General features: G+C 34.2%; 16 protein-coding genes and 1 tRNA gene. 9 read left to right on the forward strand and 8 right to left on the reverse strand.

The window, feature by feature from the left end:
- The first annotated feature begins 15 nt into the window (after nucleotides 1-15).
- The 5 genes from C1S72_RS10515 (at nucleotide 16) to C1S72_RS10535 (ending at nucleotide 4,666) form a co-directional block, all read left to right on the forward strand.
- Entirely contained in the window at nucleotides 16-708 is a 693-nt protein-coding gene (locus tag C1S72_RS10515; RefSeq protein ID WP_230401615.1) for a cell division protein FtsQ/DivIB, read from the forward strand.
- A 3-nt stretch (nucleotides 709-711) separates the two neighbouring features.
- Nucleotides 712-2,031, forward strand: a complete 1,320-nt coding sequence (gene ftsA / locus C1S72_RS10520; RefSeq protein ID WP_104735551.1) for a cell division protein FtsA — start codon at nucleotides 712-714, stop codon at nucleotides 2,029-2,031.
- Nucleotides 2,032-2,079: 48 nt separating this feature from the next.
- A complete protein-coding gene (ftsZ, locus tag C1S72_RS10525; RefSeq protein WP_104735552.1) occupies nucleotides 2,080-4,032 on the forward strand; it encodes a cell division protein FtsZ in 1,953 nt (650 codons plus the stop codon).
- A gap of 101 nt (nucleotides 4,033-4,133) precedes the next feature.
- A complete protein-coding gene (locus C1S72_RS10530; RefSeq protein WP_104735553.1) occupies nucleotides 4,134-4,583 on the forward strand; it encodes a GatB/YqeY domain-containing protein in 450 nt (149 codons plus the stop codon).
- Between the two features lie 9 nt (nucleotides 4,584-4,592).
- Nucleotides 4,593-4,666: transfer RNA gene (locus C1S72_RS10535), tRNA-Arg, on the forward strand.
- Nucleotides 4,667-4,757: 91 nt separating this feature from the next.
- Here the strand turns inward: C1S72_RS10535 and C1S72_RS10540 are convergent.
- The gene (locus C1S72_RS10540; protein WP_104735554.1) at nucleotides 4,758-6,821 is read right to left on the reverse strand and encodes a glycosyltransferase family 9 protein; all 2,064 of its coding nucleotides are present in this window, start codon (nucleotides 6,819-6,821) and stop codon (nucleotides 4,758-4,760) included.
- A 62-nt stretch (nucleotides 6,822-6,883) separates the two neighbouring features.
- Nucleotides 6,884-7,054 (reverse strand): hypothetical protein, encoded by a 171-nt coding sequence (locus C1S72_RS14455; protein ID WP_162919961.1) that lies wholly within the window; start codon nucleotides 7,052-7,054, stop codon nucleotides 6,884-6,886.
- A 202-nt stretch (nucleotides 7,055-7,256) separates the two neighbouring features.
- Between C1S72_RS14455 and C1S72_RS10545 the strand changes: the two genes are divergently transcribed.
- Both C1S72_RS10545 and C1S72_RS10550 read left to right on the forward strand, forming a co-directional pair.
- Complete coding sequence (locus C1S72_RS10545) at nucleotides 7,257-8,108, forward strand: zinc-dependent peptidase (RefSeq protein WP_230401616.1); 852 nt, start codon at nucleotides 7,257-7,259, stop codon at nucleotides 8,106-8,108.
- Nucleotides 8,109-8,185: 77 nt separating this feature from the next.
- The gene (locus C1S72_RS10550) at nucleotides 8,186-8,605 is read left to right on the forward strand and encodes a CBS domain-containing protein (protein WP_104735555.1); all 420 of its coding nucleotides are present in this window, start codon (nucleotides 8,186-8,188) and stop codon (nucleotides 8,603-8,605) included.
- A gap of 43 nt (nucleotides 8,606-8,648) precedes the next feature.
- Here C1S72_RS10550 and rpe read toward each other — a convergent pair whose 3' ends face one another.
- Nucleotides 8,649-9,311 carry a ribulose-phosphate 3-epimerase gene (gene rpe / locus C1S72_RS10555; RefSeq protein ID WP_104735556.1) on the reverse strand — a complete coding sequence of 221 codons (663 nt, stop codon included), beginning with the start codon at nucleotides 9,309-9,311 and terminating at the stop codon, nucleotides 8,649-8,651.
- Between the two features lie 142 nt (nucleotides 9,312-9,453).
- A complete protein-coding gene (locus C1S72_RS10560; RefSeq protein WP_007648330.1) occupies nucleotides 9,454-10,317 on the reverse strand; it encodes a sigma-70 family RNA polymerase sigma factor in 864 nt (287 codons plus the stop codon).
- 184 nt (nucleotides 10,318-10,501) lie between these two features.
- Here C1S72_RS10560 and C1S72_RS10565 point away from each other — a divergent pair, with 184 nt between their 5' ends.
- Nucleotides 10,502-10,897 (forward strand): hypothetical protein, encoded by a 396-nt coding sequence (locus C1S72_RS10565; RefSeq protein ID WP_162919962.1) that lies wholly within the window; start codon nucleotides 10,502-10,504, stop codon nucleotides 10,895-10,897.
- Between the two features lie 70 nt (nucleotides 10,898-10,967).
- Here C1S72_RS10565 and C1S72_RS10570 read toward each other — a convergent pair whose 3' ends face one another.
- Both C1S72_RS10570 and rpsO read right to left on the reverse strand, forming a co-directional pair.
- Nucleotides 10,968-13,232, reverse strand: coding sequence for a polyribonucleotide nucleotidyltransferase (locus C1S72_RS10570; protein WP_104735558.1), 2,265 nt, complete (start codon nucleotides 13,230-13,232; stop codon nucleotides 10,968-10,970).
- A 212-nt stretch (nucleotides 13,233-13,444) separates the two neighbouring features.
- Nucleotides 13,445-13,714 (reverse strand): 30S ribosomal protein S15, encoded by a 270-nt coding sequence (gene rpsO / locus C1S72_RS10575; RefSeq protein WP_104735559.1) that lies wholly within the window; start codon nucleotides 13,712-13,714, stop codon nucleotides 13,445-13,447.
- A 180-nt stretch (nucleotides 13,715-13,894) separates the two neighbouring features.
- Between rpsO and C1S72_RS10580 the strand changes: the two genes are divergently transcribed.
- Entirely contained in the window at nucleotides 13,895-14,740 is an 846-nt protein-coding gene (locus C1S72_RS10580) for a hypothetical protein (protein ID WP_230401617.1), read from the forward strand.
- Nucleotides 14,741-14,796: 56 nt separating this feature from the next.
- Here C1S72_RS10580 and accD read toward each other — a convergent pair whose 3' ends face one another.
- Together accD and fbaA are read right to left on the reverse strand one after the other, a co-directional pair.
- On the reverse strand, nucleotides 14,797-15,654 hold the full coding sequence (accD, locus tag C1S72_RS10585) for an acetyl-CoA carboxylase, carboxyltransferase subunit beta (protein ID WP_104735561.1): 858 nt from the start codon (nucleotides 15,652-15,654) through the stop codon (nucleotides 14,797-14,799).
- Nucleotides 15,655-15,689: 35 nt separating this feature from the next.
- A complete protein-coding gene (fbaA, locus tag C1S72_RS10590) occupies nucleotides 15,690-16,757 on the reverse strand; it encodes a class II fructose-bisphosphate aldolase (protein ID WP_104735562.1) in 1,068 nt (355 codons plus the stop codon).
- Nucleotides 16,758-16,763: the final 6 nt, after the last annotated feature.

A 16,763-nucleotide genomic window follows, 5' to 3' on the forward strand; every position in this document is an offset into this window, starting at 1 on the left:
TGGAATTACATAAAAATGATTGGATTGCTGCTTTTGGTAGTGATGTTGTATGCTTTTTCGAACACCAAAAATAATGCTCGAAAAGTATCAGAGCCAGAAATAGTTTTTGAAGGAGAAAACAATCTTTTTATAACCCATGAAACTGTTAGTAAATTGTTAATACAAAATCAAGCAGGAGTTAAGAATGTGCCCAAAGAAACTTTAGATTTGAATCAATTGGAAACCGCCCTAAATAAAAATCCAATGATTCGTTCAGCACAGGTTTTTGTTGATGTTAATGGAAAACTCACTGCTGAAGTACAACAAAAAAAACCTATAGCACGAGTGTTTAACTCGAGTTCATTTTATATAGACGATCAAGGAGGATTCATGCCTTTGTCAACAAATTACACTGCTAGAGTACCTATTGTAACAGGTGTGGTTGATAAAAATAATCTGGTTAATGTATATAAAATGTCAAAAAAAATAGAAAGTGATAACTTTTTAAAGAAGCATGTAACGCAAATTCATCAAGATCAACAAGGAGGTATTTCTTTGAGATTAAGACAATGTAACTTTAATGTGTATTTAGGAAGCTTGAAAAAACTTGATAAAAAAATTAACAACCTAAAGGTGTTTTATAAAAAAGCAACAAAAGAAAAATTAATGAATAAGTATAGTAAGGTTAATCTGCAATTTGATAGCCAAGTGATATGCACTAAATCTTAAACTATGGAAGGGAATATAGCAGTAGGATTGGATATTGGAACCACAAAAATTGTGGCTATGATTGGTCGTAAAAATGAGTACGGCAAGGTTGATATTTTAGGAATAGGAAAATCCAAGAGTTTAGGTGTTCATCGTGGAGTTGTGAATAACATAACACAAACCATTCAATCGATTCAATTGGCTATTCAAGAGGCTGAAATGGCATCTGAATTTAAAATTGAAGATGTTACCGTAGGTATCGCAGGTCAACACATACGAAGCTTACAGCACAGTGATTATATTACGCGACCAAATTCGGAATTGGTTATAGATGAAGATGATATTGATAGGCTTATTAATCAGGTTCATAAGTTGGTAATGTTACCAGGTGAGGAGATTATTCATGTATTGCCTCAAGAGTATAAAGTTGACGGTCAAGCTGAAATAAAAGAACCTATAGGCATGTATGGCGGTAGGTTGGAAGCTAATTTTCACGTGGTAGTTGGTCAGGTCTCATCCATTAGAAATATTGGTCGATGTGTAAAAAGTGCTGGCTTGAATTTGGAAGGAATCACACTTGAGCCTTTGGCATCTTCAAACGCAGTCTTGAGTCAAGAAGAAAAAGAAGCAGGTGTCGCATTAATTGACATTGGAGGTGGTACTACAGATTTAGCCATATTCAGAGATGGTATTATTCGTCATACCGCAGTTATCCCTTTTGGAGGTAATGTTATAACTGAAGACATAAAAGAAGGCTGTTCCATTATAGAAAAACAGGCTGAATTATTAAAAATTAAGTTTGGATCGGCTTGGCCAGGAGAGAATAAAGAAAATGAAATTGTTTCAATTCCAGGATTAAGGGGAAGAGAGCCCAAGGAAATTACATTAAAAAATCTATCCAAGATTATTCATGCTCGTGTAGTGGAAATCATTGAGCAAGTTTATGTAGAGATAAAAAATTATGGGCACGAAGAACAAAAGAAAAAATTGATAGCTGGGATTGTTTTAACAGGAGGAGGAAGCCAATTAAAACATTTAAAGCAGTTAGTAGAATATATAACAGGGATGGATACTCGAATTGGTTATCCAAACGAACATCTAGCAGGTGATAGTGATGATGAAGTAACAAGTCCGCTTTATGCTACAGCTGTTGGATTGGTAATGGATGGACTAAAGAGACAGGAGCGCAAAAAAGTGGAGGCAGCTTACGTTGAAGCTGTAAAAGAACAAGAAACCAATGACGATGACAATGAAGAAATTATTGAGCCTCCAAAGCCAGTGAGACGATCATTTTTAGATAAATTAACTGATAGAGTAAAAGATTTTTTGGACAACGCCGAGTAAATCTTAAAAAACGATAAATAAAAAATAAAGAATAAATAAACGTAATTCATGAGCAGCAACAAAGAATTCGAACCAAGTATTTCATTTGATTTACCAAAGAATCAATCAAATGTTATTAAAGTGATAGGAGTTGGTGGAGGTGGCAGTAATGCCATCAATCACATGTTTCAACAAGGTATTAAAGGAGTTGATTTTGTGATTTGTAATACAGATGCGCAAGCACTTCAAAACAGTGGTGTGCCTAATAAAATTCAGTTGGGTGTTAACCTAACAGAAGGTCTAGGAGCTGGAGCTAATCCTGATATAGGAGAAAAATCTGCAGTAGAGAGTGTTGAAGAAATTCAAACCATGCTAGATACTAATACCAAAATGATTTTTATTACTGCCGGAATGGGTGGTGGTACAGGTACTGGAGCTGCGCCTATTATTGCAAAAATGGCAAAGGATTTGGATATCTTGACAGTAGGTATTGTAACAATGCCTTTCCAATTTGAAGGAAAAATGAGAAATCAACAAGCTCAAATAGGTATTGAAAAATTGCGCGATGTTGTAGATTCTTTGGTAGTAATAAACAATAATAAGCTTCGTGAAGTATATGGTAATTTAGGTTTTAAAGCAGGTTTTTCAAAAGCTGACGAGGTGTTATCCACTGCTGCACGTGGAATAGCAGAAGTCATTACGCATCACTATACACAAAACATTGACTTACGTGATGCCAAAACTGTATTGAGTAATAGCGGCACAGCTATAATGGGTTCATCAACCGCTTCAGGTCAGGATCGAGCTAAAGAGGCTATCAGAAAAGCTTTAGACTCTCCTTTATTAAATGATAATAAGATAACAGGTGCTAAAAACGTATTGCTGCTTATAGTGTCTGGAGCTCAAGAAATTACTATTGATGAAATTGGTGAAATAAACGATCATATTCAGGATGAGGCTGGACATGGTGCCAATATTATAATGGGTGTTGGAGAAGACGAAGCCTTAGAAGATTCAATAGCCGTAACAATCATTGCAACAGGTTTTGATATTGAACAACAAGATGAAATTTCAAATACTGAAACAAAAAAAGTCATTCATGCTTTAGAAGACGATCAATCTATGGAGCAAGATTTGTCAAGAAAAATGAGAGAACCTGCTATTATTACACCAAATATTGAGCTAGAAGAAAAACAAGAAAATCCGGTAGTAAAGCATACTTTGGATTTAGATGAATTAGAAGATTTAGAGCCTAAAAATACTGCTACAGTTGATGAAGGGAATGATTTAATTCCGACTACCGAACAAATTAAAAACCTAAATGTTGTTTATGATGAGGTATTGTTGGATGTACCTGAAGATGAATTTATAATCACTCAAGCAGAGACTAAAGTTGAAGTTGAGAATGTTGAAGATGCAGACGATGAGCAGCAAATCACATTAACATTTGATTTGCCTATAAGTGAAAGTTCTATTGAAAATAAAGGCGATGACATGGTTGTTCATGAGCTAGAGGAAAACATCAAAAAACTTCCTGTTAAGGATTATGTTGAGCTTATTCCGGTAACTGAGTCAAATGAAGAAGGGGAAGTTCGTTATGCTCTAGATGATTATATAGAAGTTGAATCTAATATGAATCAGACGCAAGCGGAACCTCAAATTAAGGAGAAGATAGAAGTTGAGGATTCAGAGGTGGTTTTTGAAAAGAAAGTTGTTCAAACTGAAGTTAGTGAAGAACCTGTTTCAGAGGAATTAGATCCTATGAACAGTCCAATATCAGATCTTTTAAAGGAACGTGCTGAAGAGCGCAGACGCAAAATGAAAGATTTTAATTATAAGTTCAATAATGCCAAGATTGATGATATTGAGAAAGTTCCTGCCTATAAAAGACAAGGCGTTAATTTGGATGAAACTCAACATTCATCAGAATCTAACAGATCAAGTACTAGTTTGAGTATTGATGATAACGATGATATCCAATTGCGTAATAATAATTCGTTTTTACACGACAACGTCGATTAATAGCAAATTAAGTTTAGTGTTTAGACTTCATGGAAAGCCCGAAGAACTTCTTAAGTTAATTCGGGTTTTCTTTTTATCTTCGCAGCAAATTAAAAAGCAATATGAGTTTACAGAATAATGTCATGACTGCCTTAAAAGAGGCCATGAAAGCGAAAGACCAAACAGCTTTAACAGCGTTAAGAGCCATTAAGTCAGCTATTTTATTGGCACAAACAGAGAGTGGTGTAAAATCTGATTTAACTGAAGAAGAAGAACTTAAAATATTACAGAAACAAGTTAAGCAACGTAAGGATAGCGCGGCAATTTTTATGAGTCAAGGTCGTGAAGATTTAGCCGCTCCAGAATTGGCTGAAGCTGAAGTTATTAGTCAGTTTTTGCCAGAGGCTTTGTCTGAAGAAGAAATTGAAGGTGTTGTTGTTGCAACAATTGAGAGTATTGGAGCAGAAGGAATGAAAGATATGGGTAAGGTTATGGGTATAGTTAGTAAAGAATTAGCTGGTCAGGCTGATGGTAAGACCATTTCTAATATTGTTAAAGCTAAACTTTCTTAATAACAATATGGCTGCGTAGTTCAACTGGATAGAATATCAGATTTCGGCTCTGAGGGTTGGGGGTTCGAATCCCTCCGCGGTCACGAATAAATAGTTTAATAATGAAAAGCGCCAAACTTGTTTGAGCGTTTTTTTGTTTAATCAGTTTTTATGATGATTAGGAAATTTAATTTATTATAAAAAATCTGGTACTTCAAAAATAACATTTTGTTGTTTTAATACATCAACAACCATTTTTAAAGTATCATCCTCTTTGTCTAGTATGGTTTCATTTTTCAGCAAAGCCTCAACCTGTTCTTTCATATTGCGATTATGGTATTCTAAGAAAAGATCATCACCATTTAATAAAATTAAACAATCATTCTCAGTATATTCAATTTCAATGGAAGGGTTCACCTTAAGAATAGACTCATTTTTTGGATACGCTTTTTGAAGAAGTTTAAAAATTGAACCAAGTACTCTATTAACAGTAATAGAATGTAAACATATTTTATGCTCACAATTTAAAATTACGTCATAATTACAACGAATATTACACACACCCTGTTTACCCCAAATGATTTCATTGTTTTCTGAAAAACTCCCCCAACTTCCAGGGCCTGTAGGACCATAAATACCTACTGTAGGTACATTAAAGGCACCCGCTACATGGGTGATTCCTGCATCGTTGCCAATGTGAAACAATGCACCAGACATAGCTCTTCCAACATCTTCCATACCACCTTTAACATATGTCACATGCGGCATTGGTTTGGAGAAACAGGTGTCTATATTTGGATCATTAGGACCTTGAATAATTTTACATTTTAAATGTGGGTAAATATCTCTTAACTTTTCTATAAGCTCGGCATACTTTTCTGTTGGCCAAATTTTCATTAAAAACCCAGCACCATGATGAACTACAAAATAATCTTGTTGCTTTTTTTGCCTTTTAAAATATGGGTATTTTTCATGTTTATTATCAATTGATATATGCAGTTTTGAAACGGTATCTATATAATGACTAATGGCGTGTTGTTTTACCTTTTTATGTGTTGGAAACTTCAATGCGTGCGGTAAATCGTAACCTCTAAATGCAGGGTAGTTGCCTAACTCATAAATATTATCATATAAATGTTCTTCTTTTCTGGCGACTTCTTCATTAATAACAATGACTTGTGTTAAATGGGTTTTAAAAAAGTCAACCAACCTTGGCGCAACAGCAAAATGAACACATTTCGAAACTTTTGCCAGTTTATTAATAGCAGGTATGGCAAAAAAAATATCACCTAATCCACCATAGCTTTTATAGACTAATACTTGACCTAGATTTTCTGAAGATTTTTGTGCTTCCTTTTTTAGAATGGTTTCCGTTTCAATCCAAAAAAAATTTAGGGCATCTTTCATCTCCTGAATGGCTCTCACTTTGTCATTGGGATAAAAGTCAAATGAAAATGTACCAATCCTGTCATTTCCTATGATATTACAGCCAGAAAGAAATGCTTCAGCAGCTAGTCTTCCTGAAGGTTCAGGCCAAACAGGTTGACAAATGAAGGTCTCTATTTTTCCTAGTATTTGCAGAACTTTATCGTTACTTATAGGCTCATGGAATGTGATGTTATCAGGTAAGACTTGCTTTAATTGATTTCGCCCGTAAACAGGAAATTTAACTTCTGGATGGTTTTCAGCGTAAGCAGCATATGCTTTACCACCTTTTAAATAATTTAAATCACCAAAAAAAGGAATAGTGTCATTAATTTTTTCATTTGATGGTTTTAAGTCATCAACGAAAACGGTAGGTGGCATAATGAAGTAGTTTGATAATGCTTCACCATAGAATTCATAATGCGCTTGATAATGTTTTGGAGATTGAAAGATGTTTAGATTGGCTTTGGCAAATAGTTTTCTGTAGAGATGAAATTTTTCTGAATTGCAACAATTGGTGATTTTCTTATCAACCGTACATAAAATATTACGCCTTACGCAAAAATTGTAGTCAAATTCAATTTTTATATAGGGTTTATTTATTTTTAAAATTTGCTTAATTAAATCAATTTCAAAGCGACAACGGGAAGTGCTACAATAAATAATAATATCTGTTTCAGATATAAGTTTTTTGGTCTTTTCAAAGTTTCTTAAGCTGTCTAATTTGACATTGTGTCGTCGCTTTATACCTAATTCTATTAATTGATTTATAGTAAGCTCTGCACCTCTGGGAGTTGATAAAGCAGTGTCATGTAAAAATAAAATGTTCTTCAATTCAATTGATTTTTAATGCCATAACTTAAAACAGCATCTTCTGAAAATAAATTTCGTTACTTCTAATAACCATCATCATAATAACCATCATCGTAGTATCCATCACCATAATAGCCTCCATTGAAATTGTCATCATCATTACTGCATGATGTTATCAATGATGCTGTAATTGAAATAGCTGAAATTGCTAAAATTGTTTTTCCAGATTTTTTTATGAAGTTTCTTCTGTCCATAATATGAATAAGGATTTAAAATTAATAAAAAATTAGATCGTTTATAATATAACAACCTAGTTATTATTTCTCCTCAAAAAAAGATGCTTTGTGTCTTTTTCTTAAAAGGAAACTAATGTTAAATCAATATAATTTGTATATTTAATTCCCTCTTTTATCATTTCCCTCAATAATTTTAAAGTCTAATTACCGTTGTTTATTTATGAATTATTTAATACTAATTCAAGATGATGCCATGGCAAGTAAATTAATACTCGGATTTTTATTTGCCATTCTTTTTTACATGATGCTCCACTATGCATTTAAGATGTATGAGATGACATATGTTATGAAGAACAAAAAACCTTTGTATAGGCATGGAATTGGTTGGTTACGTAAGTTGCCTGATACTCAAAAAAAACTACTTCATCAAGAGTTTTCTTTTTTTAGAAAGCTAAAAGAAAAGGAACAGCGATATTTTGAGCATCGCGTTGCATCGTTTATAAAAGATAAAACATTTATAGGAAGAGACGGTTTGAATGTTACAGATAAAATGCGTGTGTTGATTTCGGCAACAGCAGTCATGTTGACGTTTGGATTTAGAGATTTTTATATTGGGTTGGTTGGTAAAATATTTATCTATCCCGATCAATTTTTTTCTAATGCTAATGGTGAATATCACAAAGGAGAACTAAACCCTAAACTTGGAGCATTGGTTATTTCATGGAAACATTTCTTGGAAGGTTACGATATTGAAAATGATAATTTAAATTTAGGTATTCATGAGTTTGCACATGCTATTCATTTAAACAGTTTAAAAGAGCGAGATGTGAGCTCAACCATTTTTTCAGATTCGTTTCGAGAACTTACAGAATTACTTTCTAATGAAAAGTCATTGCGTGAGCGTTTAATAGAGTCGCAATATTTTAGAGAGTATGCCTATACAAATCAATATGAATTTATAGCAGTAATAATTGAAACATTTATTGAAACACCTCATGAATTTCGTTCTCAATTCCCTCAGGTTTATAATAAAACAAAACAGATGTTAAATTTTGGTTTTGCAGGCTATTAAAAAATTTACATGATTTTTATCATGCTTTTTGGTTTTTAAGATTCTTAAATTTAAAGTAGAATTTTAATACGAGAAAGATGAAAAAAAGAACACCAATTTCAGAGATAATGACTAGTAATGTCATTACATTAAATCATAATGATGATTTAGAGACAGCAGAACGTTTGTTTAAAACAAAAAAAATAAGACATATTCCAGTAGTAAGTGGCGATAGCATAATTGGTATGTTGAGTTATACGGATTTATTGCGTATCAGTTTTGCAGATGCAGTAGATGAAGATGAAGACACTGTAGATACCGTAGTTTACAATATGTTTACAATTGAACAGGTAATGGCAAAAAACCTTATAAGCGTGTCATCTAGTACGACCATTAAGGAAGTTGCTGAAATACTTTCCAAACGTGAATTTCATGCTTTGCCAGTAGTAGATAGTGATAAACTTGTTGGTATTGTAACAACAACGGATTTAATTAACTACTTAATTGACCAATTTTAACTAACACTTAAAGTAAAAAAAGCTCCTTTATTGGAGCTTTTTTTTATGAGTTTGCAAGTTCTTTCAATCGTTTAATAGTTTCAGTTGGATTGTCACTTTTAAACACATGACTACCTGCAACAAAGGCATCAGCACCTGCTTCTACTAGTGCTTTTATATTTTTGTCTGTTACACCACCATCAACTTCAATACGTGTGTCTAGACCTTGATTATTCGCCATTTTACGTAATTTCTTAATACGATTATACGTGATATCTTCAAATTTCTGACCGCCAAAACCAGGATTAATTGACATTAGTAAAACCATATAGCATTTTGGTAGAATATCTTCTAGTACATTAATGGGAGTTGTTAAATTTAAAACGACACCTGCTTTGCAACCTACGTCTTCAATTTGTGTTAACGTTCTATGCAAATGCACAGTCGATTCATAATGTACGGTAATAATGTCAGCACCTACTTTTGCGAATTCTTCGATGTAGCGCTCTGGCTTTTCAATCATTAAATGTACATCCAATGGTTTAGTGGCATGTTTTTTTATGGCTTGAATAACTGGCATACCATAGGATATGTTTGGTACAAAATGACCATCCATGACATCAATATGAAACCAATCGGCATCACTATTATTAACCATCTCGGTATCACGTTGTAGATTGCCAAAATCTGCAGCAAGCATAGAAGGTGCTATTATTTTTGAATTCATTAGTGAGGTATTGTTTGTTTCGGCAAAAATAATGTAAAAAAGTGAACCCTCGGTAATCAGCCGAGGGTTCTTTCATCAATCAAAAAACGAACAGTTATGTTTTGTAACTGTTTGTTACTGTTATTTAGTCGTAAGAAACTTACTAACCTAAATATGTTTTTAATATTTTACTTCTAGACGTATGTTTTAATCTACGAATAGCTTTTTCTTTAATTTGTCTTACACGTTCACGTGTTAAATCAAACGTTTCTCCAATTTCTTCTAGTGTCATTGGGTGTTGATTACCTAAACCAAAGTATAATCGAATTACATCGGCTTCACGAGGTGTTAAGGTTTCAAGTGCACGCTCAATTTCTGTACGTAAAGACTCATGTAGTAAATCTTTATCTGGGTTTGGTGACTCACCAGAATTTAATACATCGTATAAGTTAGAGTCTTCACCTTCAACTAAAGGAGCATCCATACTTACGTGACGACCAGAATTTTTCATAGACTCCTTAACATCGTTAATAGTCATATCTAATTCTTTCGCAATTTCTTCAGCACTTGGCGGACGCTCATGTGCTTGCTCTAAAAAAGCAAAAGTTTTATTGATTTTGTTAATCGAACCAATTTTGTTTAGAGGTAAACGTACAATACGAGATTGTTCAGCTAATGCTTGTAAGATAGATTGACGAATCCACCAAACAGCATACGATATGAATTTAAAACCACGCGTTTCATCAAAACGTTGTGCAGCTTTAATTAAACCTAAATTACCTTCATTAATTAAATCAGGTAAGGTTAATCCTTGATTTTGGTATTGCTTTGCTACCGAAACAACGAAACGTAAATTAGCTTTAGTTAATTTTTCCAAAGCTATTTGATCTCCAGCTTTAATGCGTTGTGCTAATTCTACTTCTTCATCTGCGGTAATTAAGTCAACTTTTCCTATTTCTTGTAGATATTTATCTAACGAAGCAGTTTCTCTGTTGGTAACCTGCTTGGTGATTTTAAGTTGTCTCATGTAAAGAATTTCTGTATTTAAATTGTTCGAACATTAATGTTCTATATAGTTATACGTAAGAAAAGCAGTTTTTGTTACAAAAATTAAAAAAAATAATTTTTTAGATGTGAATTTGACAGATTTAGGGAATAATTTTCTGAAATATAGTATCTTGTAAGTCAATATGAAACCTAAAAAATTTACCATGAAAAAATTATTGTTTTTATTTCTTGCATTGGGTGTGATGCAAGTTTCAGGTCAAAACCTATCATCGCTTTCAAAAAGTGCAACATCTTCAGGTAATTCGATGATTGAGAGTTTGGCAACCGATCAAGTAAGGAGCTTAACTAAAAAGCTTAATTTGAATGAAGCACAACAAGAACAAGTTTCTGGATTAGTTGTGAGTCAATTAAAAAGTGAAAAGTTTCAAAAATTATTAAGCGGTATAGGCGTTGATAAACTTTCTGGTTCTGTTGATACAGAAAAAACCAATGAGCAAGTGCAAAATGCTTTGTTGTTGGATAAAGATTTTCAAAAAGGTATGGGTTCAATTTTGAACGAAGATCAAATGAAAACCATGGAAAGCTATATGCCTAAATAAACATAGGCAAGATAAAAATTAAAAGCCCATCAAAAATTAGATGGGCTTTTAATTTTATTGAATTGAACAATTAATCGTCCTTTTTATCTTCTCTAGGTTTTCTATCGTCACGACGGTTATCACGTCCGCGATTATCTTTTCCTCTGTTATCTCTTCCACGATTATCTCTTCCACCTCTGTTGTTATCTCTTGGAGGTCTTTCTTTAAAACCTTCTGGTTTAGGCAAAATGGCTTTACGTGATACTTTTTCTTTGCGAGTTCTAGGGTCTAAACCAAAGTATTTCACATCAAAAACGTCGCCTATATTTACAACATCAGATACGTTTTCTGTGCGTTCCCAAGCTAATTCACTTACGTGTAATAACACTTCGTTTCCTGGAGCTTCAGTATATTCAACAACAGCACCAAAATCTAACATCTTGATTACTTTTACTTCATATATACTACCAACTTCTGGTTTAAATAATAACGAATCTATTTTCGCCATTACAGCTTCAATACCTTTTTTACCAACACCAAGAACTTCAACAATACCTTCTTCAGTTACTGGATCTTCATTAATAACTATGGTAGTATCAGTTTCTTTTTGTAGTTCTTGAATTACTTTTCCACCAGGACCAATTAATGCTCCAATAAATTCGTTAGGAATACGTCTTGTAACCATTGTTGGTGCGTGTTCTTTAACTTCAGCGTTTGGTGCAGCAATTGTGTCTGTTAATTTTTCAAGAATATGTAGACGACCATCGCGCGCTTGTTTTAATGCATTCACTAAAATCTCGTATGATAATCCTTTTACTTTAATATCCATTTGGCATGCAGTAATACCATCGGCAGTACCAGTTACTTTAAAATCCATATCACCTAAATGGTCTTCATCACCTAGGATATCAGATAACACAGCATATTTTCCAGAATCGGCATCAGAAATTAATCCCATTGCGATACCAGAAACAGGCTTCTTTAATTGAACACCAGCATCCATTAATGCCATTGTTCCCGAACACACCGTTGCCATTGAAGAGGAACCATTAGATTCTAACACTTCAGATACAACACGTACTGTATAAGGACAATCTTCAGGAACCATACCTTTTAAAGCCCGTTGCGCTAAATTACCATGTCCTACTTCTCTACGAGATGTACCACGAATGGGTCTAGCTTCACCTGTTGAAAAAGGAGGGAAGTTATAGTGTAAGTAAAAACGCTCTTCGCCTTCAAACGATGGCATATCTATTTGGTTAGCTTCTCTACTTGTACCTAAAGTAACTGTTGCTAGTGCTTGAGTTTCTCCACGTGTAAATATAGCTGAACCATGAGTTGATGGTAAATAATCAACTTCACACCAGATTGGTCGAATCTCATCAGTCTTACGACCATCTAATCGCAACCCCTCGTTTAAGGTTAAATCACGAACAGCAGCTTTTTCGGCTTGACTGTAATATTTAGAGATTAAGCCTCCTAAATCTTCTAATTCTTCTTCAGAAAAAGTGGCTTTTATTTCTTCTTTAATTTCTGCGAAAGCAGCGCCTCTTTCATGCTTGGCTGAACCAGCTTTTGCTACAGCATACACTTTATCATAGGCCATATCGTGAATTTTCTTAGCTAAATCTTCGTCTTCACGTTCAGGCTCATATTCACGAACTTCTTTTTTGCCAAATGCTTCAGCAAGACGAACCTGTGCAGCACATTGTACTTTAATAGCTTCGTGAGCAAACTTAATGGCTTCAGTCATTTCTTCTTCAGAAATTTCATCCATTTCACCCTCAACCATCATTACTGAATCAGCAGAAGCCCCAATCATCATATCGATATCAGATTCTTCTAATTGAGCACGTGTTGGGTTGATAATAAACTCACCATTCACACGTCCAACTCTAGCTTCAGAAATTGGGCACTCAAAAGGGAAGTCTGATAACTGAATAGCAGCAGATGCAGCTAAACCAGCCATTGCATCTGGCATGACTTCATCATCATGAGACATTAACTGAATCATAACTTGTGTTTCAGAGTGATAATCTTTCGGGAATAACGGACGTAAAACACGGTCTACTAAACGCATAGTTAGTACTTCACCGTCACTTGGTCTTGCTTCTCTTTTGAAGAAACCTCCTGGATAACGCCCAGCAGCTGCAAATTTTTCGCGATAATCTACCGTTAAAGGTAAAAAGTCAACATCTGCTTGTTTGTAATTGGAAACAACTGTACATAATAACATACATTTTCCAGATTGCACAACAACGCTACCATGAGCTTGTTTTGCTAATTTTCCGGTTTCGATAGAGATTTCTCTACCATCACCAAGGTCTATAACCTCTTTAAAAACTTGTGGAATCATAAATTTTTTAATTCTAATTTCGATACATTTATTTGCACGTCGAAATTCTGTTAAACAATGGTCGTTGTGTTGTTGTGTAGTTGTTGTGAGACCAATGAAAAACCTTTAGCCCTGAATTTAATCAGGATCCAGCTTCTTATTTACGATTGTTAGACTCTTACGTTTGAGTTATATTAAAACAAAAAAGAGGCTAAAAGCCTCTTATATTGTGATTATTTTCTTAATCCTAATTCTTTAACAATTGCACGATATCTCATGATATCTTTTTTAGTTAAGTAGTCAAGTAAAGCACGACGCTTACCAACCAGCTTTACTAATGAACGCTCTGTATTAAAATCTTTACGATTGATTTTTAAGTGTTCTGTTAAATGATTAATTCGGTGCGTAAACAACGCAATTTGAGCTTCAGCAGTACCAGTATCATTTTTACCTTTACCGTACTTTGAGAAAATCTCTTCTTTTTTTTCTTTTGTTAAATACATGCTAATATTATTGTAAATGATTGTTATGTATATGAAAGCCTTTCTTTCAAGCGGCAAATATAGTAATTTTTAACCATTTACAAGTTTTCATCAAAATAATTATTGTCAATAAAAAAGTAATTTTCATTAAACCTTTACGTTATTATGTTGTCTTAACATTATATTAACTTTAAAAAAGTAATGATGAAAACATGTAATTTAACAAAGGTGGTTTTAGCTCTTGTGGTTTTAGGGCTGACATTTACTGGGTGTACAGAAAATGACACAACTGATCCTGTTCCTCAAGAACAAGATGTGTCTGAAGTGATGCAAGCTGCTGAAATGGATGAAGTTTCAGCCTCAATGGAAGATTTTATTATTGAAACGTATGAAAACCAAGAAGCTTCTGAGGCTCGAGGAATGTCTGTTTCAACGGCAAAAATGCCAGATTGTGTGACACTGACTTTAGTTGCACAACAAAACTTTAGGGAACTAACTGTTGATTTTGGAATTGATGGGTGCATGATAAGAGGTCATAGATATAGAGGTCAAATAGTTATCAATTGGGAACGTGATCCTCAAGCCCAGCAAGTTACTTTGGGTTATGTGCTGAATGATTTCTATTTTGATGCTAAGCAAGTAATTGGAAGTAATTCTATTTTGCGAGAATTGTCAAATATTAATGGCAATCCTCAATTTACCCATACTGTTGATATAACTGTTATTTGGCCTAATGGTGCTGAAGCATCACGTGAAGGACAAATAATAAGAGAATGGATTGAAGGTTTTGGCAGTGGTGAATTTACTGACAATGTTTTTGAAGTAACAGGCTATTGGAATGCTACTTTTAGAAATGGTAACTCACATGCTTATGAAGTTATTTTACCTCTGCGTCGCGAAGTAACATGCTACCACTTTGTGGGAGGATCTGTAGACGTGGAAAGAACTTATTTTGGCGGTTTGTTAGATTTTGGAGATGGTGCTTGTGATAATTTGGCAACATTTACATTTAATGATGGTAATACTATTGACATTATTTTAAGATAGTAAACTGAAAGTATATTTAAAACATAAAAAAAAAGCGACCATTTAGTCGCTTTTTTTTATTCTCTTAAGGGTTGATTCGTAATTAAATCAATATACAAGTTCACTTTCTTTTTTAGATCTTTTCTATGAGTAATGAAATCTAAAAATCCATGTTCTAATAAGAACTCTGATGTTTGGAAACCTTCAGGTAATTCCTGTCCCGTAGTATCACGTACCACTCGTGGGCCTGCAAACCCAATTAAAGCACCAGGTTCTGATATATTGATGTCTCCTAGCATGGCAAACGACGCTGTCGTACCTCCAGTTGTTGGGTCAGTACACAATGAAATATAAGGTATGCCAGCATCAGCTAATTGAGCTAATTTAACAGATGTTTTGGCTAATTGCATTAGTGATAGTGCTGCCTCCATCATACGAGCCCCTCCTGATTTTGAGATAATCATAAAAGGAGTTTTCTTCTTTAATGCATAATCGGCTGCACGTGCTATTTTTTCACCCACAACACTTCCCATTGAACCACCAATAAATGAAAAGTCCATACATGCTACAACCAAATCTTTGCCTTTAGATTTTCCAACGGCACAACGTACAGCATCTTTTAGTTTCGTTTTTTCCTGTGCTGCTTTTAAACGGTCTGGATATTTTTTTGTGTCCTCGAATTTTAAAGGGTCTTTAGATTCTAGTTTGGCGTCTAATTCTTTGTATTTGTTTTCGTCAAAAAGGATACTGAAATATTCTTCACTACCTATTCTTACGTGGTAACCATCTTCTGGACTAACAAAGTAATTTTGCTCAAGTTCTTTAGCATCAACTATTTTACCTGTTGGCGATTTATACCACAGACCTCGCGGTGTATCTTTCTTCTGTTCTGTTGAGGTTTGAATCCCCTTCTCTTTTCTTTTAAACCAAGCCATGACTATTTTGTTTAGTTGTTAGTTAGGGTGCAAATTTATAAAGTATTTACATTATTAAGGTCTTCAAAAGCCTTTTTTAATCTTTCAACAAAGGTATTTTCGCCTTTTCGCAACCAAACTCTTGGGTCATAATACTTTTTATTAGGAACGTCATCACCATCAGGGTTGCCAATTTGTGATTGTAAATAGGCTTCCTTTTCTTTCATATAATCACGTACACCACTCATAAAGGCATATTGCATATCAGTGTCAATATTCATTTTTATAACCCCATAACCAATGGCTTCACGAATTTCTTCAACTGTTGATCCTGAACCACCGTGGAAAACAAAATCTATGTGGTTGTGTTTCAAACCAAATTTTTTACTCACATATTCTTGGGAATTCTTTAGTATTTTAGGTGTTAGCTTAACATTTCCAGGTTTGTAAACACCGTGAACATTTCCAAATGCAGCAGCGATTGTGAATTGGTCACTTACCTTACTTAATTCTTCATAGGCATATGCTACTTCTTCAGGTTGGGTGTATAATTTAGAATCGTCAACATCAGTATTGTCAACACCATCTTCTTCACCGCCTGTTATACCTAATTCAATTTCAAGGGTCATCCCCATTTTACTCATTCTTGATAGATATTGTTTACAGATTTCAATATTTTCTTCGATAGGTTCCTCACTTAAATCTATCATATGTGAACTGTAAAGCGGCTTTCCAGTTTCGGCAAAATGTTTTTCACTAGCTTCCAATAAACCATCTATCCATGGCAGCAATTTTTTAGCACAATGATCAGTATGTAAGATGACAGGTACACCATAAGCTTCAGCCATTAAGTGGACGTGTTTGGCTCCAGCAATGCTACCAGCAATGGCTGCTTTTTGGTTTTCATTACTCAATCCTTTACCTGCATTAAAAACACCACCTCCATTAGAAAACTGAATAATAACAGGTGCATTTAAATCTCTAGCGGTTTCTAAAACACCATTGATACTGTTTGACCCTACTACGTTAACAGCAGGTAGGGCAAACCCTTTTTCTTTGGCAAGTTTAAATATTTCTTGAACTTCGTGGCCAGTGGCGACACCAGCTTTAATATTGTGAGACATATTTTA

The organism is Hanstruepera ponticola, from assembly GCF_002940745.1.
In the GTDB taxonomy this organism is placed as follows: domain Bacteria; phylum Bacteroidota; class Bacteroidia; order Flavobacteriales; family Flavobacteriaceae; genus Hanstruepera; species Hanstruepera ponticola.